General features: G+C 65.5%; 20 protein-coding genes and 1 pseudogene. 12 read left to right on the top strand and 9 right to left on the bottom strand.

From position 1 onward, the window contains the following. The first annotated feature begins 69 nt into the window (after positions 1 to 69). From BGI01S_RS14835 to BGI01S_RS14815, 5 genes and pseudogenes are all read left to right on the top strand, one after another. Complete coding sequence (locus BGI01S_RS14835; protein ID WP_042326509.1) at positions 70 to 753, top strand: Fe2+-dependent dioxygenase; 684 nt, start codon at positions 70 to 72, stop codon at positions 751 to 753. Continuing rightward, on the top strand, positions 750 to 1,469 hold the full coding sequence (locus BGI01S_RS14830; protein WP_042326508.1) for a PepSY-associated TM helix domain-containing protein: 720 nt from the start codon (positions 750 to 752) through the stop codon (positions 1,467 to 1,469). The genes BGI01S_RS14835 and BGI01S_RS14830 overlap by 4 nt, the downstream gene beginning before the upstream one ends. 428 nt (positions 1,470 to 1,897) lie before the next feature. Continuing rightward, positions 1,898 to 6,813 (top strand): annotated as a pseudogene (locus tag BGI01S_RS14825) (response regulator). Positions 6,814 to 6,885: 72 nt separating this feature from the next. Continuing rightward, positions 6,886 to 7,575 (top strand): nitroreductase, encoded by a 690-nt coding sequence (locus tag BGI01S_RS14820; protein WP_042326507.1) that lies wholly within the window; start codon positions 6,886 to 6,888, stop codon positions 7,573 to 7,575. Between the two features lie 54 nt (positions 7,576 to 7,629). Continuing rightward, positions 7,630 to 7,941 (top strand): high-potential iron-sulfur protein, encoded by a 312-nt coding sequence (locus tag BGI01S_RS14815; protein ID WP_042326506.1) that lies wholly within the window; start codon positions 7,630 to 7,632, stop codon positions 7,939 to 7,941. 12 nt (positions 7,942 to 7,953) lie between these two features. On the opposite strand, the gene BGI01S_RS14810 is transcribed toward BGI01S_RS14815, so the two are convergent. Together BGI01S_RS14810 and BGI01S_RS14805 are read right to left on the bottom strand one after the other, a co-directional pair. After that, entirely contained in the window at positions 7,954 to 8,304 is a 351-nt protein-coding gene (locus tag BGI01S_RS14810; protein ID WP_042326505.1) for a DOPA 4,5-dioxygenase family protein, read from the bottom strand. A gap of 58 nt (positions 8,305 to 8,362) precedes the next feature. Then, entirely contained in the window at positions 8,363 to 8,836 is a 474-nt protein-coding gene (locus BGI01S_RS14805; RefSeq protein WP_042326504.1) for a GNAT family N-acetyltransferase, read from the bottom strand. Between the two features lie 664 nt (positions 8,837 to 9,500). On the opposite strand from BGI01S_RS14805, the gene BGI01S_RS14800 reads away from it, so the two are divergent. Both BGI01S_RS14800 and BGI01S_RS14795 read left to right on the top strand, forming a co-directional pair. Beyond that, positions 9,501 to 9,773 carry a DUF1488 family protein gene (locus tag BGI01S_RS14800; RefSeq protein WP_042326503.1) on the top strand — a complete coding sequence of 91 codons (273 nt, stop codon included), beginning with the start codon at positions 9,501 to 9,503 and terminating at the stop codon, positions 9,771 to 9,773. Positions 9,774 to 10,549: 776 nt separating this feature from the next. Continuing rightward, a complete protein-coding gene (locus tag BGI01S_RS14795) occupies positions 10,550 to 11,023 on the top strand; it encodes a hypothetical protein (RefSeq protein ID WP_042326502.1) in 474 nt (157 codons plus the stop codon). Between the two features lie 116 nt (positions 11,024 to 11,139). Here BGI01S_RS14795 and BGI01S_RS14790 read toward each other — a convergent pair whose 3' ends face one another. Beyond that, positions 11,140 to 13,119 carry a hypothetical protein gene (locus BGI01S_RS14790; RefSeq protein WP_042326501.1) on the bottom strand — a complete coding sequence of 660 codons (1,980 nt, stop codon included), beginning with the start codon at positions 13,117 to 13,119 and terminating at the stop codon, positions 11,140 to 11,142. Positions 13,120 to 13,493: 374 nt separating this feature from the next. Here BGI01S_RS14790 and BGI01S_RS14785 point away from each other — a divergent pair, with 374 nt between their 5' ends. The 5 genes from BGI01S_RS14785 (at position 13,494) to BGI01S_RS14765 (ending at position 16,795) form a co-directional block, all read left to right on the top strand. After that, positions 13,494 to 13,847 (top strand): YciI family protein, encoded by a 354-nt coding sequence (locus tag BGI01S_RS14785; protein ID WP_042326500.1) that lies wholly within the window; start codon positions 13,494 to 13,496, stop codon positions 13,845 to 13,847. Between the two features lie 146 nt (positions 13,848 to 13,993). Then, positions 13,994 to 14,407 (top strand): YciI family protein, encoded by a 414-nt coding sequence (locus tag BGI01S_RS14780; protein WP_042326499.1) that lies wholly within the window; start codon positions 13,994 to 13,996, stop codon positions 14,405 to 14,407. Between the two features lie 102 nt (positions 14,408 to 14,509). Beyond that, positions 14,510 to 15,037, top strand: coding sequence for an SRPBCC family protein (locus tag BGI01S_RS14775; RefSeq protein ID WP_042326498.1), 528 nt, complete (start codon positions 14,510 to 14,512; stop codon positions 15,035 to 15,037). A gap of 65 nt (positions 15,038 to 15,102) precedes the next feature. After that, complete coding sequence (locus tag BGI01S_RS14770) at positions 15,103 to 15,516, top strand: VOC family protein (protein ID WP_042326845.1); 414 nt, start codon at positions 15,103 to 15,105, stop codon at positions 15,514 to 15,516. A gap of 4 nt (positions 15,517 to 15,520) precedes the next feature. Beyond that, complete coding sequence (locus tag BGI01S_RS14765; RefSeq protein WP_042326497.1) at positions 15,521 to 16,795, top strand: RNA polymerase sigma factor; 1,275 nt, start codon at positions 15,521 to 15,523, stop codon at positions 16,793 to 16,795. A gap of 33 nt (positions 16,796 to 16,828) precedes the next feature. Here the strand turns inward: BGI01S_RS14765 and BGI01S_RS14760 are convergent, their stop codons facing one another. From BGI01S_RS14760 to BGI01S_RS14735, 6 genes are all read right to left on the bottom strand, one after another. Next, positions 16,829 to 17,446 (bottom strand): LysE family translocator, encoded by a 618-nt coding sequence (locus BGI01S_RS14760; protein ID WP_042326496.1) that lies wholly within the window; start codon positions 17,444 to 17,446, stop codon positions 16,829 to 16,831. Between the two features lie 75 nt (positions 17,447 to 17,521). Further along, complete coding sequence (locus BGI01S_RS14755; RefSeq protein WP_042326495.1) at positions 17,522 to 18,100, bottom strand: DUF4337 domain-containing protein; 579 nt, start codon at positions 18,098 to 18,100, stop codon at positions 17,522 to 17,524. 129 nt (positions 18,101 to 18,229) lie between these two features. Continuing rightward, the gene (locus BGI01S_RS14750) at positions 18,230 to 18,406 is read right to left on the bottom strand and encodes a DUF1427 family protein (protein WP_042326494.1); all 177 of its coding nucleotides are present in this window, start codon (positions 18,404 to 18,406) and stop codon (positions 18,230 to 18,232) included. Positions 18,407 to 18,440: 34 nt separating this feature from the next. Further along, positions 18,441 to 19,406 carry a quinone oxidoreductase family protein gene (locus tag BGI01S_RS14745; protein ID WP_042326493.1) on the bottom strand — a complete coding sequence of 322 codons (966 nt, stop codon included), beginning with the start codon at positions 19,404 to 19,406 and terminating at the stop codon, positions 18,441 to 18,443. A 175-nt stretch (positions 19,407 to 19,581) separates the two neighbouring features. Continuing rightward, the gene (locus BGI01S_RS14740; RefSeq protein ID WP_042326492.1) at positions 19,582 to 20,415 is read right to left on the bottom strand and encodes an AraC family transcriptional regulator; all 834 of its coding nucleotides are present in this window, start codon (positions 20,413 to 20,415) and stop codon (positions 19,582 to 19,584) included. Between the two features lie 133 nt (positions 20,416 to 20,548). Beyond that, positions 20,549 to 21,493, bottom strand: a complete 945-nt coding sequence (locus BGI01S_RS14735; protein WP_042326491.1) for an AEC family transporter — start codon at positions 21,491 to 21,493, stop codon at positions 20,549 to 20,551. Positions 21,494 to 21,565 lie beyond the last annotated feature (72 nt).

Here is a 21,565-nt window from a genome sequence, read left to right as displayed (position 1 = left end):
TATAGGCGGCGTGGACACTACGTTAGGCTGGGTTCTCCTGACACGGTAAGCCGACGCAAAGGAAACATCATGTTGCTGCAGATTCCGAAAGTACTGGACGCCGACCGCTTGCGCTTCGTGCGCGAACGGCTCGCGCAGGCCGGCGACGCCTGGGTCGACGGCCGCGCGACCGCCGGCTATCAGGGCGCGCCGGTCAAGCGCAACCAGCAGATCGCCGAGCACACGCCGGTGGCGCGCGAACTCGGCGACGTGATCCTCGCGGCGATCGAGCGCAATCCGCTCTTCATCAGCGCGGTGTTGCCGAACCAGGTCTATCCGCCGCTGTTCAATCGCTACGAAGGCGGCATGCAGTTCGGCAGTCACGTCGACGGCGCGGTGCGTGTGCTACCCAACGGCGTGAAGCTGCGCACCGACGTGTCGGTGACACTGTTCCTTTCCGAGCCCGACGAGTACGACGGCGGCGAGCTGGTGATCGAAGACACCTACGGCGTGCAGCAGGTGAAGCTGCCGGCGGGCGACATGATCGTCTATCCGGCCACGAGTCTGCATCAGGTCACGCCGGTCACGCGCGGCGCGCGCATCGCCAGTTTCTTCTGGGTGCAAAGCCTCGTACGCAGCGACACGCAACGCGCACTGCTGTTCGACATGGACACCGCGATTCAACGGCTGAATGCCGCCCACGCCGACGAGATTGCACGCCGCAGTCTGGTCGGCTGCTATCACAATCTACTGCGTACCTGGAGCGAAACGTGAGCGTCCCCGACACTATCGACATGCAACCGGCAGCGGACGAGCGCGCGGCGCGCGAGCCGCAGCGGTTCGACAGCGACGAGCTGAAGTCGCGGCAGCAGCGCTCGCGCCGCGCGACCTTCGTCAAATGGCTGCGCAAGGTGCATGGCTGGATCGGCTTGTGGGGCGCGGCGCTCGGCTTGCTGTTCGGCACCACGGGCTTCTTTCTGAACCATCGCGCCGGTCCGCTCAGAGTGTCGACCGGTGAGCCGCAAGTGTCGGCGCTGCAGGTGCCGCTGCCGCAACCCGCGCCGGAAACGCCGCGCGAGTTGGCCAGGTGGCTCAAGCACGAATTGAAGATCGCCGGCAACCCGGGGCGGGTGCAAAAGGAGCCTGCGCATCCGGTCGCCTGGGGCGACCGCAGCGTGGTCCAGCCCGAGCACTGGCAACTGAACTTCGCGTCGCCGCGCGAGAACACGTCGGCCGAGTACTGGGTCGGCAATGGGTATGTGACGGTCAAGCGCAGCGAAAACACGTTCCTCGCGATGCTGACGAATCTGCATAAAGGCGTCGGCCTGAGCATCGGCTGGGTGCTGCTGATCGACACGCTCGCGGGCAGCATCATTCTGCTGTCGCTCACGGGCGTGCTGCTGTGGACGGAGCTGAACAAGCGCAAGACGGTCGGCGCGGTGCTGGTGCTGGGATCGATCGCCACAGCAATCGCCGTGGGGTTGATGTAACTATTGGCCTCGGCTGACTGAAGCAAAAGAAGCAAACGAAGCAAACCGGTCGGCCGCGCTTGCCGTCCGACCGGGAAATTCGCCTTGTCCGCGCCATGCGTCGAGGTATCTTCGAGGTACGTTTTACCCGGCACGACGCCGTCTGACGCCAGCATTTCACCGGCACCGCTCGCGCCGCATCTCCCTTCTCTCCGACGCCTTCCATGTGGCCTCTCCCCATCGGCGGGCGGCGCTGAAACCCTGCTATTTCGGGCTTCAGCGGCCATCTTCTCTTCCTGCTCCACACCGCGACATGCGAGAATCGCGCTACACCAAGTGCGCTGTTCCTTAGTCATCCGTTGTATCGGGCACCGCTTTTGCTATAGCGGTCGCACGATTGTGTGACCCGTCGCGCCGAGGAGATCGCGTTGAAAGAGCCGGACCGCTTCATGTCGGATGTACCGCAAGCCGGCTTGGCCGCGCCGTCGTTTCTTGCCGGCGGGGGCGAACTCGGCGCGCTGATCCGCGCCTACGACTGGAACCGCACCGCGCTCGGCGCGCCCGATTCCTGGCCGCAAGGGCTGAAGATCGCGATTCGCATCATGCTCACGTCGCGGCAGCCGATCTGGATCGGCTGGGGCAGCGAGCTGCTCTACTTTTACAACGACCCGTACAAATCGATCATTGGCGGCAAGCATCCGGACGCGCTCGGTCAACCGACGCGCGTCGTGTGGCGCGAATCTGGCCGGACATCGAGCCGCTGCTGAACACCGCGTTGAATGGCGCCGAAGGCACCTTCGTCGAACAGAAGCTGCTCATCATGGAGCGCAACGGCTTTCCCGAGGAGACCTATTACACCTTCTCGTACAGCCCGATTCCCGGCGACGACGGCCAACCCGGCGGCATCATCTGCGCGAACAGCGACGACACCCTGCGGGTGGTCGGTGAGCGGCAACTGGCGTTGCTCAAGGAGCTGGCGGCGGCGAGCCCCGACGGTCGCGACTGGCGCGAGGCCTGCGAGCTGAGCGCGCGTGCGCTGCGCACCAACGCGCAGGACCTGCCGTTCGCGTTGCTGTACGCGGACGAACCCGGTGGCGATACGGTCACGTTGGTCGGCGCGAGCGGTATCGAGCCGGGTCATCCGGGCGCGCCCGAGTCGATGCGCATCGACGGCGACATGCCTTGGCCGCTGGCCGACGTCCTCAAGATTCAGGTGCCGCATATGGTGCGCGGGCTGACGCAGCGCTTCGGCACCGCATTGCCGGCCGGCCCGTGGCATCTCGCGCCGCAGCAGGCGGTGATCCTGCCGGTGTCTCCTGGCAGCGAAACCACTCATGCGGTGGTGTTGATCGCTGGCCTGAATCCATGCCGTCTCTACGACGACGCGTATCGCAGCTTCCTGAGCCTTGCCGCCGGGCAGATCGGCTCGGCAATCGGGTACGCGCAGGCCTACGAGGAAGAGCGGCGGCGCGCGGAAGCGCTGGCCGAAATCGATCGCGCGAAAACCACCTTCTTTTCCAACATCAGCCACGAGTTCCGCACGCCGTTGACGTTGATGCTAGGGCCGCTCGAAGAACTGCTCGCGAGGCCGCAGCCCGACCTCGGGGCGGACCCGGACAAGGATGAGCCGGGCACCGACGTCGACGACCGCGCGCTGATCGAGATCACGCATCGCAACGGCTTGCGTCTGCTGAAGCTCGTCAACGCGCTGCTCGATTTTTCGCGGATCGAGGCGGGGCGCATGCAGATCGACACGCAGCCCACCGACATCGCGTCGTTCACGGCCGAACTCGCGTCGCTGTTCCAGTCCGCGATCGAGGCGGCCGGCTTGCGGCTCGAACTGGAGATTCCGTCGAGTCCCGTGATCGTGCAGCTCGACCGCGAGATGTGGGAAAAGGTCGTGATGAACCTGCTGTCGAACGCATACAAGTTCACGTTCTTCGGCACGATCCGGGTCGCGGTTCGCGTGCTCGACGGCGCCGGCGTCGAAGTCAGCGTGAGCGACAGCGGCATCGGCATCGCGCAGGAAGAAGTGCCGCGGCTATTCGAACGTTTTCACCGCGTGGCGGGCGCGCCGGGGCGCTCGGTCGAGGGCAGCGGCATCGGCCTCGCGATGGTGCAGGAACTGGTGAAGCTGCATGGCGGCACCGTGCGGGTCGACAGCACGTTGGGCGAGGGCGCGTGTTTCATCGTCGCGTTGCCGCGTGGCGCGATGTTGCCGTCGGTGCACGACGACGCCGTGCATGCGGAGATGAGCCGGCACGCGCGGACCTATGTGGACGCCGCGTTGCGCTGGAGCCCGGAGAACGAGATTCTCGTCGAGACGCCGGCATCGGCGTCGGGTTCCGCTTCCAGCGATGACGGGTCGGCGGCGGGCGTCAAAGCGGCGGGTGCCGCGCAACTCCTGATCGTCGACGACAACGCGGATCTGCGCGAATACATGAGCCGCATTCTGCGTACGGCGGGTCACGAAGTACGGCTCGCCGCCGACGGTGAGGCCGCGCTCGAAGCGGCACGCGCGCAGCCGCCCGACCTGGTGCTGTCCGACGTGATGATGCCGCGCCTCGACGGCTTCGGCCTGCTGCGCGAACTGCGCGCCGATCCTGTCCTGCGCGACACGCCGGTGCTGATGCTGTCGGCCCGCGCGGGCGAGGAAGCGCTCGTCGACGGTATCGAGCATGGCGCGGACGACTATCTGACCAAGCCGTTTTCGTCGCGCGAATTGCTGGCGCGCGTGTCGGGCAATCTGCAACTGGCGCGGCTGCGTCGCGAGACCGAGATGAAACTGCGCGAGGAATCGCGCACGCTCGAAATCCTCAATCGCGTCGGCTCGACGGTCGCGGCCGAACTCGATCTGAAGCGCGCGGTGCAGATCGTCACCGACGCGGCCACCGAACTGACCGGCGCCGCGTTCGGCTCGTTCTTCTACAACGTGCTCGACGACAGCGGCGGCAGCTACATGCTGTACACGCTGTCGGGCGTGCCGCAAGACGCGTTCGAGCGCTTCCCGATGCCGCGCAACACGGCGGTGTTCGGACCCACGTTCAACGGCGAAGGCATCGTGCGCGTCGACGACATCACGCAGGACCCGCGCTACGGCCACAACGTGCCGTATCGCGGCATGCCGGAAGGCCATCTGAAAGTGCGCAGCTATCTGGCCGCGCCGGTGCTGTCGCGTAACGGCGAAGTGGTCGGCGGACTGTTCTTCGGTCATCCCGAGCCCGGCGTGTTCACCGAGCGCGCCGAACGGATTCTCGCCGGCATCGCGGCGCAGGCGGCGATCGCGATCGACAACGCGCGCCTGTACGAAGCCGCGCAGCGGGAAATCGCCGAACGCACCAAGGCGCAAAGCGCGCTGCACGACCTGAACGAGACGCTGGAACGTCGCGTGATCGAGACCGTGGCGGACCGCGATCGTCTGTGGGAACTGAGCGAAGACTTGCTGGTGGTCGCCGACATCGAGGGACGCTTGCAGCGCGTGAGTCCGTCATGGAGCAGCGCGCTCGGCCACAACGTGCACTGGTTGATGTCGCGTTCGTACGTCGAGCTGGTGCATCCGGACGATGTCGGCATCGTCGGCGCGCATCTCGCCGAATTGCGCCGCACCGGTCTGCCGGTGCGTTATGAAAACCGCTTCAAGCGGATCGACGGCACCTGGCGCTGGGTCGCCTGGACGCTCGCGCTCGATCCCGCGACGTCGCGGATTCACGGCGTGGGCCGCGACGTCACCGCCGACAAGGAAACCACCGAGGCGTTGCGGCACGCGGAAGAAGCGCTGCGCATGGCGCAGAAGATGGAAGCGATCGGCAAGCTCACGGGCGGCGTCGCGCACGACTTCAACAACCTGCTGCAAGTGATCGGCGGCAATCTGCAGTTGCTCGCAAAAGACGTCGCTGGCGCCGAGAAGCCCGAGCAACGCGTGCGCAACGCGCTGGCCGGCGTCGCGCGCGGCGCCAACCTCGCGTCGCAATTGCTCGCGTTCGGGCGGCGTCAGCCGCTCGCGCCGAAGGTCGTCAACCTCGGCCGCTTCGTGCGCGGGCTCGACGATATGCTGCGGCGCGCGCTCGGCGACGGCGTCGAAATCGAGACCATCGTGTCGGGCGGTTTGTGGAACACGCTGGTCGATCCGTTCCAGGTCGAAAACGCGTTGCTCAATCTCGCGATCAACGCGCGCGACGCGATGAACGGTCACGGCAGGCTCACGATCGAAGCCGGCAACGCCGCGCTCGACGACGCCTACGCGAAGCGCAACGCAGAGGTCACGCCGGGTCAGTACGTGATGCTGGCGGTCACCGATACCGGCTCTGGCATGTCGCCGACCGTGCGCGAGCGTGTGTTCGAACCGTTCTTCACGACCAAGCCGGAAGGCCAGGGCACGGGTCTCGGCTTGAGCATGGTGTACGGCTTCGTCAAGCAGTCCGGCGGCCATGTGAAGATCTACAGCGAAGAAGGGCACGGCACGACGATCCGCATTTATCTGCCGCGTGTGCGTCAGGAAGAAGACCTCGAAACGAACGTCGAGGCCGGTCCCGCGAAAGGCGGCACGGAAACGATCCTGATCGTCGAGGACGACGAGGAGGTGCGAGCGACGGTAGTCGAGATGCTGTCCGACCTCGGCTATAGCGTGCTGAAGGCGAAGGATGCGCAGAGTGCGCTGGCGATCGTCGAAAGCGGCGTGCCGATCGACATGCTGTTCACCGACGTGGTGATGCCCGGTCCGTTGCGCAGCACCGAACTCGCACGCAAGGCGCGCGAGCGTTTGCCGACCATCGCGGTGCTGTTCACATCCGGCTATACCGACAACGCGATCGTGCACGCCGGCCGGCTCGACGAAGGCATCGAACTGCTCAGCAAGCCGTACACGCATGAAGCGTTGGCGCGCAAGGTCCGCTATGTGCTGCAAACGCAGAACCCGCAGGCGGCCGATGTCGCCGAAGCAGAGCGCCAGCTTCTGCAAACCGATCCGCCGGCCGCGGAGAAGGGCGCGGATCTGCCCGCCGTCGACGGGCGGATGCGCATTCTGCTGGTGGAAGACGACGAGATGATCCGCGTGAGCACCGCCGAATTGCTGCGGACTTTCGACTTCGACATTCTGGAAGCCGAGGGCGAGCACGACGCGAAGCGGATTCTCAGCGAGCACGCGATCAACGTGATGCTGACCGACGTGGGGCTGGCCGGCAAATCGGGCGTCGATCTCGCATTGGACGTGTGCCGCGAGCGGCCCGATCTGCGCGTGATCTTTCTGACGGGCTACAACCTCGTGCTGACGCCGGAGCAGCGCAAGGTCTTACCGCACGCGATTTCGCTGCGCAAGCCTTACGAGGTGCTCGACCTGATCGATGCGCTGAAGACGCCGCTGGGTTGAGCGCCGGTTAGTCGACGCTCGCGCTAGAATCCTCGCAGACCGCCACCTTGCCGGCTCTGCCGGAATTCGCCGATGACCTTACCTGCCAATCCCGTCGACGCCGCGCTCATCACGCGGCGTTCGATTCGCGCGTTTCTTCCCACGCCGGTGCCGCGCGCCGAGATCGAAGCGATCCTCGAAGCTGCCAGCCGCGCGCCCTCGGGCACCAACACGCAGCCGTGGAAAGTGTACGTGGTGACAGGCGACGCGCTCGCGCGCCTGTCGCGCGAACTGCTCGCGGCCCACGACGATCCGCAACGCGACGCGCTCTATCGCGAGGAGTATCCGTACTATCCGCGACAGTGGGTGTCGCCGTATCTCGACCGGCGCCGCAAGATCGGCTGGGATCTGTATGGCCTGCTCGGCATCATGAAGAGCGACAAGGCGCGCATGCACGCACAGCATGCGCAGAACTACCGCTTCTTCGGCGCGCCCGTGGGTTTGTTCTTCACGATCGATCGCGTGATGGAGCGCGGCAGTTGGCTCGACTACGGCATGTTCCTGCAGGCGATCATGACGGCCGCGCGCGGGCGCGGTCTCGACACCTGTCCGCAGGCTGCCTTCACGCAGTTTCACCGGCTGATCGCGGATCATCTCGGTTGGGCGGAAGACGAGCAGCTGGTGTGCGGCATGTCGCTCGGTTTCGCCGACGACACCGCGCTCGTCAACACGCTGCGCACCGAACGCGAACCGGTGGAACGCTTCACCCGCTTCGTCGATTGAGCGGCAGGTAGACGATTCTCCGGCTCGCGTCCCCCCCACTTGCATCGGATCCTTATGAAAACATCGCGCCGCCATTTTTTGCTGTTGAGCGTGGGCGTCGGCTCATCGCTCGTGCTGTCCCGCGCCGCGTTCGCCGACACCGCGAACCGGCTCAGCGAAACCGATCCGACGGCGCGAGCCGTGGGCTATGTGGAAGACGCATCGAAGGTCGACAAAGCGAAGTTCCCCAGCTATGCGGCGGGGCAAACGTGCGCGAACTGCTCGCTGTTTCAGGGCACGGCCAAGGACGCTTACGGCGGCTGCACGCTGTTCGGCGACAAGCAGGTCGCCGCGCGCGGCTGGTGCAGTTCGTATTCGAATATGTGAGCGGGTTGCCGCTTACATCAACGCCTTCAACACCAGCTCATGCGAGTGGCCGATCCACACGGCCGCATCGCGATGATCGCGCAGCGCGTCGCCGGTATTCGGATGCAGGAAGACGTCGAGCGCGCCGTGATTCAACGTGAGCCAGCCAACCACGTCGGCGAACTGTGCGTGCGTGAAGGCCAGCTGATACGACCACATCGGATGCGGGCCGACCGGCCGTTCGTGAAAGCGGCCAATCTGCAACTGACCGTTCCAGTGCGCTTCGATTTGCTCGCGGAAAGTCCACGCGGCGTCGCGGCTGCTCGAATCGAAATAGATGTGGGCGTGCCAGCTTTCGATGGCGGAGGTGTCGCGAAAGGTCATATCAGAGTCCATTGCATAGAGCAGTCGATTGCGGTCGGCATCAGTCTTTATCCGACATTCATTCTGCTTCGGTGTCCGACGCCGCGCGCACTGCGCGCCTCATGTGAAACTGTGCATCATCCTCGCCGACGATCTCGAAGCCGAGCCGATCGTACAGGCGTTTCGCGGGATTGCCTTTGATCACCTTCAACGTGACCGGCAACGCGTCGGCCTGGGCGGCACGCAAGACCGTGCGCAACGCGCGTTCGCCGATGCCGCGCCCTTGCAGCGCCGGCGTGATCTGCAATTGCACGACCACCCATTCGGTATCGGTGCGATGCGCTTTCAGCAAGCCGGCCGGCGCGCCGTCGATGCAGATCACGCATGCCGAGTCGTAACGATGCAGCAGACGCGCACGATGCTCGGCGTCGTCGGTCGGTTCGCCGACGCGCTCCAGATGCTCGGTCATCGTGTCCTTGCGCAGTGCGAACAGAAAGGGTTCGTCGTCGGGCAGCGCTTGGCGCAGGGTCAGGGCAGGTTCTTGAACGGACATGTCGGTAACGTTTCACGCGCGAGGCGGTGAGTAAGATTTGTCGTGAATTGTCTCGCCAGCGATGCATTTTTACCACGCGATTATGTTTCGGGTTCTCCAACTCAGTGCTTGCTGCGAACGGCCGCTCTCCCGGCCGGGCGTTCGCGCGGCTGCGGATCGGTGCATGGCGAGGTGCGTCGCCTCAGACGCCATCGGCGTTTGCGGCTTGCCGGGTGCGTCGCGCGTGGGGAGCGTGCTTGTCGCGAGACGCTTGCTGCGGCACTCGCGAAGACCGGTGGCATGTGCTTTGCTTTTGCCTCATCCGCATCGTGCTCGCGCGAGCAGGTCTGACTGCTCGTGCGCAACACGTCCACCCGGCGACGAATGGCGCCGGCCTGGCATAAGAATGAAAAATAAGAACGAAAAATGCAGAACGCGAAACCACACACTGTCATGCGCGGAGCCGATGGCGAAGCCGTCACGCTCGCCCTTTATCCTGACACCGGTCGTTGGCGCGTTGCGCAGACACGCGGCGTTGGCCATGCCGCGATCGCTGCACGCGGGTTAGCCGTCGCGCGCATTGCCCAATCGAAACAAGCGGGTGACCGGTCTGTGCTCCATTCAGTTTTTGCGGTGACGTTCGTTCAATACGGCGAACGGTTTAACGAACTTTGCGAGGTGAGCTATGGAAGTTGTCGAGCTTGAGCCCAGCGTCTCGGCAGACGGACGCGCGGTCCTTTTCCTGCTTTCGACGCGCGGACGTGACCTCGAATGCGCAGTCACGCGTGAGGCGCTGGAAGAGTACTTCTGGTTGGAACGCGGCGCGGGCGAGGCGCGCGTCCTGAAGACATTCGCGGACGGACGCAAACGCATTACCGCGGTGGCGGAAAGAAAAATGCTCGCACGTCCCGGCGAAAAAGTGCTGCTGACGATCAGCGATTTTGCCGCGCGCGGTTGATGAGCGTCGGACGGATCCTGTCGCGCGCGACGGCGCTCGAGCCGTCGCGCGCGTGAGCGCTATCGGTGTACGTCGTCGAGCGCCGACGAAACTCCCCTGTTACATCCATTCGCCAAATTAGCCCGCCAAAGCCCCTCGCTTCGCGCAATTGCATGCGGAGGCGCTCGCATAAACTGTTTTCCGTGGCGCGACAAAACACCGAGCCCATCGACGCGGTCTTCCCCCGCGTTGTTTTGAACCGTACCGTTGATCGCAGTTTGCCGTGGGCGTCCAACGCGGCAGGGCAATAAAGCAGTAGGCAGGTGAAGCAATGCAAACAACGCGCGATCGATGCAATACGCGCGAATCAGCAGGGGTTTGTGCGGCCAGGTGGAGTTGAAGGCGAGGGGCCGGGCTGTGGTGTGGCGGTAGCAGCAACAGCAATACAACCGAAGTTGCCGTTGAAACGGCAGCACGTAGAAGCGGCAGAATTTCACGCAGCAACAGCTTGATAGTTTTAGGTGGCAAAAGGTCGGCAGGCATCCACGCGCGTGTACGATTGTTCCATCCTGTCCGACCCTGTTCCTTTACCGGAGCAGGGTTTTTTTTCGTGTTCACACATTGCGCGGCTTGTATTTAGCGGGTTCGAACCGATATGCGGGCCTTGTCACTCGCGATACGGTGCAATATCGGCCGATCGCGGATTGCGAACCGCCGGGGCATCGGCGGTGTCGGTCGCCGGAACGCACGCGTGTTCGGCGGCGAAGTGGGAAGCAAGTGAAGGAGATTGAATCGATATGTCCAGTAAATCGCGAGTCCGCAAGCACGGCCAATCGGCCATCTCCCCACTGTTGCGCGCGTTGACCTTTAGCCGCACCGCGCACGAGCCGGTCACCTCGGCGATGCTGTTGCAGGGCTATGCGGCCCTCGACGCATTCCGGCGTGGTCAGGGTTCGCGTCATCTGCACACGACGTTGAGCCGGCATCTGCTGGTGTCGCAGGAACTGGCGCGGCTCGGCCTCGGCGAAGACGTGCTCGCCGACATCGAGAGCGCGCATGCTGCGATGGTTCGGCTCGACGCGCGCGAACACGAAGACGGCCGCTGGACCCTCGACGACCATGAATACGCGTGCCTCTGCACGGCGTTGGCGATTCTCGACGGGCAACTGGCGGTGGCGTCGTTGAGCGAGATTGCGAGCGCGGAAGCGAGGATGATCGAAGGTCTGATGCGGTCCGCGCAGGTGCGGGCCGTGGCCGAAGCGCCGGTCTGAAAGACGAATACGCGAATGCGCCGCATCGATCGCGGTGCGGAAACGAAGTGCGAAAAAAACGCCCCACGTGGGGCGTTTTTCGTATCCGGCGACTCTTACCGTGTGTTCGACGCGCCTCAGTCGTTGTACTCCGTACTATCGATGAACGCGACCCCACTCTGTCCGCCGTTCAACTGTACGCTCCGGGAATTGCCCGTCGTCAATGGCGGGAACGGGCAGTTCGTGCAAGTCTGCACGCCGCTCGCGTTGACCCCCGCGCTCACCGTCGTTTGATACTGTCCGACGGTGGTGTTATTCGGCGTGCCCACCGAAAAGCCGTCGACGGTGCCGGTCGAACCGCCCGCCTGAATCTGCACCGACGTCACCGGATACGCGAGGTTCTGTCCGTTCACGAGACTCGACCACGTGACACTCATCGCGTACTGCGTGCCCGCGAGCGAGCCGGCCGGCGTCAGGAACTGTGTGGCGAAATCCGCCAGCAGCGTCGGCCACGCAATCGAGCCGCCCGCCGCCGCGTTCAGCGGACTGCCGGGATTGACGATCGACGACTGGCCCAGCTGCGCGCCGTTCTTGTCGAAGAACGTGACCGTGTAGGTCGAGTAGAGCGGCACGCTGCTCGCGTCGATGGCCTGCTTCGCGTAGTAGCCGCTCGAAGCCGGCGCCGTGAAGCTCGCCGTCGACGATAGCGATTGCCACGACCACCGGTACAGCGCCGTATTGCTGCCGGTCGTCGCGGGCGTGACGGGCGCGGCGCTCAACGCCGCATCCGACAGCGCCAGCGCGCTGTTGCCGAGCCCGCTGCGCGGCATCAGCCAAACCGGCGCAGCGAGACCGGGCCCCGTCACCGAAGCCGAATACACCGTGGGATTCAACGCCGTCGGAATCGTGATCGCGAGACCGGATTCGTAGCGGTTCACGTCGTTCAGCTTCGTATCGAGGAAGCTGCGGCGCTGGACCTGCGACTCGATCGCCACCGCGAATTGCGACTGATCGCCGATCAGATCCCAGCCGAGTTGCGTGCCGCCGGCGAGCGTCACCGGTGTCGCGAGTTGTTGCGCGATGCTGTAGAGCGCGCCGCTAGCGCCGCTCGCGAGCGTGAACGGCAACTGCACGAGCGCCTGCTGCTTGCCGTTGCGTGTGAAGAACGCGAGCGTCTTCGGCGAACCGAACACGGCGCCGGTGAAGCGCGCGTCCGTCGAGCCGTGGCCCAACGCGAGATCGGTCGAACCGCCTTCGAGGAACGCGCTGTCGATCGCCGGCGAGCAGGTCGCGTTGAGTGTGCCGTTCGCGGCACACGCGGTCAGCAACGACGCGAGCGGTTCAAGATAATTCGCCGCGACGCTGGGCGCCGCGAGCGTCACCGATTGCGCGGTTTTGTTGTTCAGCGCGACCGTTGTGCCCGGCGCCGCGTTCGACACCAGCAACGAGCCGCCGTTTGGTGCGGTCACGACCGATACCGTGTCGATCACCGCGTCGGCGCCGGTGTGATCCGGCGTGAACGCGGTGCCGATCGGATCGAAGCCGGACATCTGCAGACCGTTTTGCGCGAGGATGTTCGCCAGCATCGTGTCGAGCGTGATCGTGGCGATCTGCACGGACGGCAGCGTCACTTTGGCGAGCGCGGTGCCCGACGCGAGGTCGGCCGGATTGCCCGAGGCGGTCAGCATCGCGGCGATCGCCGTGGTCAGCGTGGTGGCGTTGGCGACTGCCGGCGCGCTGCCGTTCGGCAACCTGGCCAGCACGGAAGCGAGCGGCGCGGAGATGCCGCTCGCGTCGGTGGCGGAGATGAAGAACGGCGCGGTCATGCCCTTCACCGGGATCGTGTACGCGCCGTGCGTGTCCGTGGTGGCAGTGGCCTGGGCGCCGGTCGCGTCGATCAGCGTGACGGTCGCGCCCACTAGCGCGCTGCTGGCGGCGACCGTGCCGCCCACCGAGGTCGCGGTGACCGCCGGTGTGCCCGACGATCCCGAGCCCGAATCGCCTCCGCTGCCGCAACCGGCGAGTTGCAAAACGGCGCAAGCCACGGCCGCCGCCATACCGGTTCGCACCGACGACCGATGCCTGAACTTCCCCGATGCGCTGATTGTTCGATTCATGTGTGATGCCGGCAGATGACGCCGATGGATTGATTTTGTCCGCCGCGCCATGTCGTCGGATTGAAAGCCGGTCGTCCGGCGTGACCAATCGATCGACGGCAATTTCATCGCGGGCTTTAGCGAGTTCGGAGAATACTTCAAAGCGCGGGTCGTGTGTCGCGCCGCAAAAAGAGGGTTCGCGGCCGCGCTTCGGTTACGAGTCCCCGTAGCGTCCACGTCGCAAACGCGCCGGGTCGTAAGGCGCTCCGCGCGGCCGGTTTGCCGACGTCATCCACGCTTGCTAGACTGGCTCTCGCCAATTTGCCGCAAGCGCGTGTGTTGCCGTCCGGCGCCTGCCGGACGTCGTCGTGGGCGGCGCGATCAATGGAGACGCCATGTCCTACCTGCTGCTCATCGTCGAACCCCCGAATCAGCGCGTCGAGCGCGGCGAAGCCGCGGGTCGCGAAGTCTACGACCAGATGGTGCGTTTCGCCGCCGACCTCAAGGAGCGCGGCAAACTCGTTGCAGTCGAGTCTCTTACTTCCCAGAAGGACGCCGTGCGTGTGCAGGTCCGCGACGGCCAGCCGAAACTGCTCGACGGCCCCTTTGCCGAAGCGAAGGAAATGATCGGCGGCTTCTTCCTGCTCAATTGCGACACCCGCGAGGAAGCGGTGGCAATCGCGCAAGCGTGCCCGGCGGCGTCGTGGTGCACGGTCGAAGTCCGCAAGCTCGGTCCGTGTTTCATGTAGCGCGGCAGCGCATCGCCAGGCAGAGTGCCGGGGTTTTCCCTGGGGCGTCGGCCTCGCTGTCGATCTCGCTCGGCATTGCTCGTCGTGTGAGTAAGAGCCGGCCATCGTGCGCGGCTCTCCACTCGACAAAAAAAGGAGCAACGGCGATGCGATTCATGATTCTGGTTAAAGCGACCGCCGCCAGCGAAGCGGGCGAGATGCCGGAAGCGTCCCTGATGGCCGCGATGGGCGCGTACCACGAAGAGCTCGCGAAGGCGGGCGTGCTGCTCGACGCCACCGGTTTGCAGCCGAGTTCGAAAGGCTGGCGGATTCGCTACAGCGGCGGCAAGCGCACGGTCGTCGACGGGCCGTTCACCGAGAGCAAGGAACTGGTTGCCGGCTACACGCTGATCCAGGTGCGCTCGCGCGATGAAGCGATGGAATGGGCGCGCCGCTTTCCCGCGCCGTTCGGCGAGCAGGCCGATGGTGAAATCGAAGTGCGGCAATTGTTCGAACTCGACGACTTCGAGCCCGGTCCCGAGGTGGAGCGGTTCCGCGATCTGGAAGCGTCTCGGCGCTGAGCCCTGAGCCGGGCGTGTCGATACGCGCGCCGTCGCACCGTCCAGCATCGCTCCCATGCGAATCCCGCATGGAGCCGAACAACGCTCCCGAAAGGAACCATCATGTTCAGGAATTTGCCGATCGTCGTGCTCGCGGCGGCGGCCCTGCTGCTCGCTTACGCGGCGACCCGGCCCGACAGCTTCCGGATCGAACGCAGCGTGCGCATTCAGGCGCCGCCCGAGCGGGTTTATGCGCTGATCGACGACTTGCATCGATTCAATCTGTGGAATCCGTTTCTGCGCAAGGATCCCACCGCGCAGGGCACGTACAGCGGCACGCCCGACGGCAAAGGCGCGCGCTATGCGTGGCAAGGCGAAAAGCTCGGCGAAGGGCAGATGGAAATCGTCGCTACGAAGGAAGCGGCAAACGTGACGATGAAGCTCGATGTCGTCACGCCCTTCGAAGCGCACAACATGGCCGAATTCACGTTGAAACCGGAAGGCAACGCCACCGAAGTCACCTGGGAGATGCACGGTCCCGCGCCCTACCTGTCGAAGCTGGCGCAGGTGTTCGTGAGCATGGACCGGCTGGTCGGCAAGGACTTCGAAAACGGGCTGAGCCAGCTGAAGACGCTGGCCGAGGCCAGTTGAGTCGAACCGCGCCGAGTCGTACTGAGCCGAACTGAACGGCGCGCAAACGTTGAATGGATTTCATCATGCACAAGCAGATTTACGTGAATCTCGCTGTCGACGATCTCGAACGGTCGAAGGCCTTCTTCAGCACGATCGGCTTCAGTTTCGAGCCGCAATTCACCAATGAGCAGGCGGCCTGTCTGATCCTCGGCGAAAACCTCTACGCGATGCTGCTGGTCAAAGACCTCTTCAAGTCCTTCACGCGCAAGTCGCTCTGCAATCCGAAGGAAAGCACCGAGGCGCTGCTGGGTTTGTCGTGCGAGAGCCGCGGCGAGGTGGACGCGCTGGTCGCCAAAGCGCTCGCCGCTGGCGGCACGGTGCCGCGCGCGCCGCAGGACTACGGCTTCATGTACGGACACGGCTTCGAGGATATCGACGGCCATATCTGGGAGCTGATCTACATGGACCCGCACGCGCAGTCAGCGGGAGCGGGTTGAGGCCGTGACGACTCAGGCCACCCACCGTGCCATCGAGGCAGTCTGGCGGATCGAGTCCGCCAAGGTCATCGCCCACGTCGCGCGGATCGTGCGCGACGTCGGGCTCGCCGAAGAGCTCGCGCAGGACGCGTTGGTCGCGGCGCTCGAACACTGGCCCGACGCGGGCGTGCCCGACAATCCCGGAGCGTGGCTGATGGCGACCGCGAAGAACCGTGCGCTCGACCGCTTGCGCCAGGAAGCGTTGCATGCCCGCAAGCGCGAGGAGCTGGGCCACGATCTCGACGCGCGCGAGGCGCACGTCGTGCCGGATTTCGTCGAGTCACTCGATGCCGCGCGCGCCGACGACATCGGCGACGATCTGCTGCGGCTGGTGTTCACCGCGTGCCATCCGGTGCTGTCGACCGATGCGCGCGTCGCGCTCACGCTGCGCCTGCTCGGCGGCCTCACGACCGAGGAAATCGCGCGCGCGTTCCTCGTGCCCGAGCCGACCATCGCGCAACGGATCGTGCGGGCCAAGCGCACGCTGTCCGCCGCCAAGGTGCCGTTCGAAGTGCCGCAAGCCGACGCGCGCGCGCCGCGCCTCGCGTCGGTGTTGCAGGTGATCTACCTGATTTTCAACGAAGGCTATTCGGCCACGGCCGGCGACGACTGGATGCGCCCGGCGCTATGCGAGGAAGCGTTGCGGCTCGGCCGCGTACTCAGCGGGCTCGTGCCCGATGAAAGCGAGGTGCACGGCCTCGTCGCGTTGATGGAGATTCAGGCGTCGCGCACGCATGCTCGCGCTGACGCGCAGGGCCGGCCGGTGCTGCTGCTCGATCAGGACCGCAGCCGCTGGGACCCGCTGCTGATTCGCCGCGGGCTCGCCGCGCTCGGCCATTCGCACGCATTGGGCGGCGCGAGCGGTCCATATGCATTGCAGGCCGCGCTGGCCGCGTGCCATGCGCGTGCGCGCCGCGCCGAAGAGACCGATTGGGCGCAGATCGTCGCGTTGTACGACGCGCTCGCGCAGGTGGCGCCGTCGCCGGTGGTCGAGTTGAATCGCGCGGTGGCGGTGGGTATGGCGTTCGGACCGGCAGCGGGTCTGGAGATCGTCGACGCGCTCGCCGCCGATGCGGCGCTCGCGAACTATCACTGGCTGCCCAGCGTGCGCGGCGACCTGCTGGTGAAACTCGGACGCGTGGACGAAGCGCGCGCCGAGTTCGAACGCGCCGCCGCGATGACGCGCAATGCGCGCGAGCGCGACCTGCTGCTCGAACGCGCGCGCGGCCTCGCACATTGAAACATCGAACCGATTGAACCGTCGGCGAGCGGGTCAGCGAATCAACTGCCGCACACCCAACGCGACGATCAACCCGCCGCATACGCGATCGGCCCACGCCTTGCAGCCGCGATACGCTGCCGCGATGCGGGCATGCGACAGCGTCAGCGCGACGAAGCTGTACCAGCTTCCCGCGACGACGCACACCATGCCGAGCATCGCGGCAAAGGTGCCGACGCTCACATGTGCGGGCGCGGCCGACGAGAACACGGCGGCGAAGAATGCCATCGATTTCGGATTCGCGATGTTGGTCGCGAAGCCTTGCGCGAACGCTTGCCGGAAGCCGCCCGCGGGCGCGGGCACCGTGGCGGCCGGTTTGCCGGCCGACGCATTGACGATCAGACGTCCGCCGAACCAGATCAGATACGCGGCGCCGGCCACCTTGACCGCGAGCGCGAGCCACGGGAACGCGGCGAACACGATGCCGACGCCGAGGATCGCGCAACTCGCCCAGAACAGATTGACCAGCACGATGCCTGCGACCACCGCGAGCGCTTCGAGGCGCGTGGCCGACGCGGCCTTGTGCGCGACGGCCACGAAATTCGGCCCGGGGATCACCACGCCGGCGATGTACACCGAGAACACGCCGAGAACTGCGGAGCCATCAACCATACGACACTCCCGATTGCGGACCGGCGGCGTCACGCGGTGAATCGATGCGCGCGCCGGCGGATGCCAGTTTGAAATTCACGCCCCGAAAAAAGCGAAGGCCGCGGTCAGCACACCCGCCGCCGCGACGCCGAACGACAGATTGCGCAGCCAGTTCTTGCGGGTCAGCAAGGTGATCGCGCTCAATGCAATCGCGACCTGGATCAGCAGCGTGGCCTGTGCCCAGCGATGATGCCCATGCAGCAGCGCTTCGCTGCGGTTGTCATTGTCCACGACTTCCTTTTCGATCGCTTCGGCCTTCTCGCGGATCGGCGCTTTCTGCTGCGTGTACTTGTCGACGTCGGCGAGGAACTTGGCGTGAGCGTCGCTATTGCCGGCCGACAGCGCCGCGCCCAGTTCGGCGAGATTCTGCTTTTCGCCCTTGGCCTGATAGTAGTTCCACTGGTTCGACGCTTCGGTCTTCTTGATCGCGGCTTCGTTCTTGTAGAACAGCGCCAGGTTTTCGCTGTTGCCGCTCTGATACGCGCACAGCGCGCCGATCGTCGCGAGGATCGCCGTCATCACGGCCATGCGGCTCGCAAACGGGTCCGCGTCGTGGCGGCCGGCGTGTTCGACAGCATGGTCGTGCGGACCATGCACTTCATATTCTGCAGACATCCAATTCTCCGAGGCATTGCTTGATGGTCGCCGGGCCGTGCGCCGGCTCGCGGGCTCAATCTTAGCGTGCCTCGCGCGTGCTGCGGCGATGGAGAAAAGGGCGGGTCGGCAGAGTCGGCAGCAGGCGCGTCAATGAATGCCCGACGCGAGCCACGTCCGCACGAGCGGAATCACGTGTTCTCCGCCGAGCATGCCGAGCAGTCCGACCAGCGCGACGGTGGGCGGCGCGGGCGACTTCACTTCCAAGACGCTGTAGAGCAGCCCGACCACCACCCCGGCGGCGAGCGAGACCAGATACGCTTTCATGTCGGTTGTCCTTCCTCGAGTGGCCGGACGGCGCTCACATGCGGATGACGACGCGGCCACGCGTGCCGCCGGCCACGGCCTGATAGGCCGCGCGCGCCTCTGCGAGCGCAAATTCCTGCGCGATGGCCGGCCCGCTCAGCTTGCCGCTTTCGAAGCCTTCGACCAGCGCCGTCATCAGCGGCGCCGATTCCGCGACGCCCAGCTTCGCGCTATCCACGCCGAGCAATTGGGTCTCGTTGTGATAGAAGTCGATCAGATCGAATTCGACGCGGCGCTTGCCGGTCGCGCTGATTTCCAGCACCCGGCCGCGTCGTTTGACGAGACTCAGCGCGGTCTCGAACGCGACCCCGCCCACCGTGTCGTACACCACGTCCGCGCCCGCGCCGCCGGTCAGCTCGCGCAGTCGTTCGGTGACGTGGTCGTCGAACGCCACGTAGTCGTCGACGAGGCGGCCCGCCGGCATGTTCGCGTCGAGCGGATGGCGGTCCACCGCGATCACGCGCGCGCCGCGCGCTTTAGCGATCTGCGCCACCGCGCCGCCGACGCCGCCGCCCGCGCCGATCACCGCAATGGTTTCGCCCGCCAGCAGTTGCGCGTATTCGACGGTGCCGAGCCAGGCGACCACGAAGTTCACGCCGATCGCGGAGGCTTCCGCGTGGCTGAGCGTGCCGGGTTTGCGCGCCAGTGCCGCGAGCGGAACCTTGATGAACTCCGCGTGCGTGCCATCGCGCGTGAAGCCGATGTCTCCGCCGGTGCCCCACACGTCGGCGTCGAGCCATGACGGCGGACCGTCGACCACCACGCCGCTGAAGTCGCGGCCCGGCGTGCGCGGCAAGACCGTATGCTCGAAATGTCCGGCCACGTTCTTGACGTCGCTCGGATTCACCGAGGCCGCCATGATTCGCACGACGGCGTTGCCGGCATCGGCTTGCGGCGTCGGCAGCTCGACGTAGTCGAGTACATCGGGGGTGCCGAAAGACTTGAACTGGATCGCTTTCATCGTATGTCGCTCCGGTCGGAATGGCGCTGCGTCGTGCAGTGCGATGAGCGTAGTCTAGGTGACGGGGATGCGGGCGTCAGGACAAGGGCTTTCGAATTTCGGACAAGGCTCGCTCGGGGTGCGCGATACGTGCGTCAAGGCTTCTTCTGCCTCTGCCTCTGCCTCTGCCTCTGCTTCAGCGCTGGCGGTTCTGCATCGCCTCTTCCACTGGCCTCTCGCCCCCCGCCTCGCTCAACGTGCCGCCCGGATCGAAGCCACTCGGCGCCGCGCCCAGTTCGCGCCGGAACATATCGCTGAAGCTGCTCGGCTGGAATCCAAGCGAGCGCGCGATGCTGCTCACGGAGCGTCCTTCGGCGAGGCCCGACACGGCCACCGCCAGTTGCACCTGACGCCGCCATTCCGCGAAGCCGACGCCGAGTTCACGTGTGAAGAGCCGCGCGAGCGTGCGCACGCTTGCGCCGACCGACGCCGCGTGCTGCTCGAAGCTGATCGCGTTCGATGGATTGTCGATCACCGCGCGGCATAGCGCTTCGAGCCGCCGGTCCGACGCGTCGGGCAGCGCGATGCGCAGCGACGAGCGCGGCGCGTGCGAAAGCTCCAGCATCGCGAGACGGTACGCGGCGTCGAGATAGCCCTGATCGCGCGCGTGGGTGCGCTCGTATTCGGCAATCGACGTGATGAGCTCGCGCAGCAACCCGTTGACTTCGAACACGTCGCTGCGCCGGCTCAGATGGCCGACATTGCGTTCGTGCAGATAGAGATTGCGCATCTCCACTTCGCTCATCATGTGGATCGAGTGAAGCGTGCCGGCCGGCAGCCAGACCGCGCGCTGGGGCGGCACGACGAGCGCTTCGCGGCCGGCCTCGACCCACATCACGCCCGATACCGCATACAGCACCTGCGCCCACGTATGCGAGTGCGGATCGATGCGCAGCCCACGCGGATAGTGCCGCGCAAGGGAGCGGGCGTCGGCGTCGTCGTGGAGTTCGGGTGGGCGGGCTTTGGGCACGGCGGGTCGGGTCGCGCTTCGCGTATCGGGATCGCGGACCGGCACGGTCCGTGTGCGAAGGATAGCGCGAGGCGCGGGTTGTCGCAGAGCTGCGTGCCGGGGGCGAGGTGAGGGTTGAGATGGACTTATCGCCTCAGGTGCGATGCCCCATCACCAGCAGCAACACCGACAACGTCACCACCGACCCCACCGTCGACAGCAAAATCGTCCGCGACGTGATGTGCGCCTCGCGCCGGTAGAACTCGGCCAGCATGAAGGGCCCGGTGCCGGTCGGCAATGCGGCCAGCACGACCGCCATCTCGACCAGCATCGGCGAGAGGCCGAACACGCGCGCCGCGAGCCACCACGTCAGCGCGGGCTGCATTAGCAGCTTGACGCCGGTCAGCAGCAGCGAGATGCCGCCCGCGCCGGTCTCGGTTGGGCGCTTTTCAGCGAGGAACAGGCCGAGGCTCACCAGCGCGCACGGACTCGCCGCGCCGGCCAGCAGTTTCAGAAACGTCTCCGCGCTAGCCGGCATCGCGACGTGCAGGCTCGCGAACAGCACGCCCGCCAGCGGCGACACGATCAGCGGATTGCGCGCAAGCGAGCCCAGCACTTTCAGGCCGAGCTTGTGCGGCGCTCGCTCGGTCTGCAAGCCGATCTCGATCAGCACGATCGCGAACGCGAACAGCACGCACGCGACCAGGATCGTCGCGATCGTAGTCGGCGTCAGGCTCGCCTGGCCGAACGCGATCATGCCGAGCGGAAAGCCGATGTAGCCGGTGTTCGGATACGACGCGGCAATCGCATCGACACTGGCGTCGGCGAGATGCCGGCCGCTCAGCAAACGCGTCGCGAGGATCAGGAGAAACACGCTGACGCATGCAATCGAAAACGTCGCGACGAAAGCCGGTTGATACAACTGCCGCCAGGTCGCGTGCGCCATCGTGTCGAACAGCAGCGCGGGCAACGCGAGCCAGACCACGAAGCGATTCAGTTCCGACGCCGAGTTCGGACCGAGCACGCCGCGCTTGCGGCACGCGAAGCCCGCGAAAATCAGGCCGAAGACGGGAAGCAGAATCTCGAGGGTGGCTAACATCGGTGCAGGAAGTGTGAGCGGACGACGACCCGCCAGCGTAGTGGCTTGCGTTGATACAATCCAATACTGTTT

The organism is Paraburkholderia ginsengisoli NBRC 100965, from assembly GCF_000739735.1.
Taxonomy (GTDB): domain Bacteria; phylum Pseudomonadota; class Gammaproteobacteria; order Burkholderiales; family Burkholderiaceae; genus Paraburkholderia; species Paraburkholderia ginsengisoli.
This window is presented reverse-complemented; position numbering and strand designations above follow the sequence as displayed.

What these genes read in the sequence shown, in the direction of transcription:
- BGI01S_RS14835 (WP_042326509.1), top strand. Translation starts at nt 70, where the DNA reads ATGTTGCTGCAGATTCCGAAAGTACTGGACGCCGACCGCTTGCGCTTC.
- BGI01S_RS14820 (WP_042326507.1), top strand. Translation starts at nt 6,886, where the DNA reads ATGACCTTACCTGCCAATCCCGTCGACGCCGCGCTCATCACGCGGCGT.
- BGI01S_RS14815 (WP_042326506.1), top strand. Translation starts at nt 7,630, where the DNA reads ATGAAAACATCGCGCCGCCATTTTTTGCTGTTGAGCGTGGGCGTCGGC.
- BGI01S_RS14810 (WP_042326505.1), bottom strand. Translation starts at nt 8,304, where the DNA reads ATGACCTTTCGCGACACCTCCGCCATCGAAAGCTGGCACGCCCACATC.
- BGI01S_RS14805 (WP_042326504.1), bottom strand. Translation starts at nt 8,836, where the DNA reads ATGTCCGTTCAAGAACCTGCCCTGACCCTGCGCCAAGCGCTGCCCGAC.
- BGI01S_RS14800 (WP_042326503.1), top strand. Translation starts at nt 9,501, where the DNA reads ATGGAAGTTGTCGAGCTTGAGCCCAGCGTCTCGGCAGACGGACGCGCG.
- BGI01S_RS14795 (WP_042326502.1), top strand. Translation starts at nt 10,550, where the DNA reads ATGTCCAGTAAATCGCGAGTCCGCAAGCACGGCCAATCGGCCATCTCC.
- BGI01S_RS14790 (WP_042326501.1), bottom strand. Translation starts at nt 13,119, where the DNA reads ATGAATCGAACAATCAGCGCATCGGGGAAGTTCAGGCATCGGTCGTCG.
- BGI01S_RS14785 (WP_042326500.1), top strand. Translation starts at nt 13,494, where the DNA reads ATGTCCTACCTGCTGCTCATCGTCGAACCCCCGAATCAGCGCGTCGAG.
- BGI01S_RS14780 (WP_042326499.1), top strand. Translation starts at nt 13,994, where the DNA reads ATGCGATTCATGATTCTGGTTAAAGCGACCGCCGCCAGCGAAGCGGGC.
- BGI01S_RS14775 (WP_042326498.1), top strand. Translation starts at nt 14,510, where the DNA reads ATGTTCAGGAATTTGCCGATCGTCGTGCTCGCGGCGGCGGCCCTGCTG.
- BGI01S_RS14770 (WP_042326845.1), top strand. Translation starts at nt 15,103, where the DNA reads ATGCACAAGCAGATTTACGTGAATCTCGCTGTCGACGATCTCGAACGG.
- BGI01S_RS14760 (WP_042326496.1), bottom strand. Translation starts at nt 17,446, where the DNA reads ATGGTTGATGGCTCCGCAGTTCTCGGCGTGTTCTCGGTGTACATCGCC.
- BGI01S_RS14755 (WP_042326495.1), bottom strand. Translation starts at nt 18,100, where the DNA reads ATGTCTGCAGAATATGAAGTGCATGGTCCGCACGACCATGCTGTCGAA.
- BGI01S_RS14750 (WP_042326494.1), bottom strand. Translation starts at nt 18,406, where the DNA reads ATGAAAGCGTATCTGGTCTCGCTCGCCGCCGGGGTGGTGGTCGGGCTG.
- BGI01S_RS14745 (WP_042326493.1), bottom strand. Translation starts at nt 19,406, where the DNA reads ATGAAAGCGATCCAGTTCAAGTCTTTCGGCACCCCCGATGTACTCGAC.
- BGI01S_RS14735 (WP_042326491.1), bottom strand. Translation starts at nt 21,493, where the DNA reads ATGTTAGCCACCCTCGAGATTCTGCTTCCCGTCTTCGGCCTGATTTTC.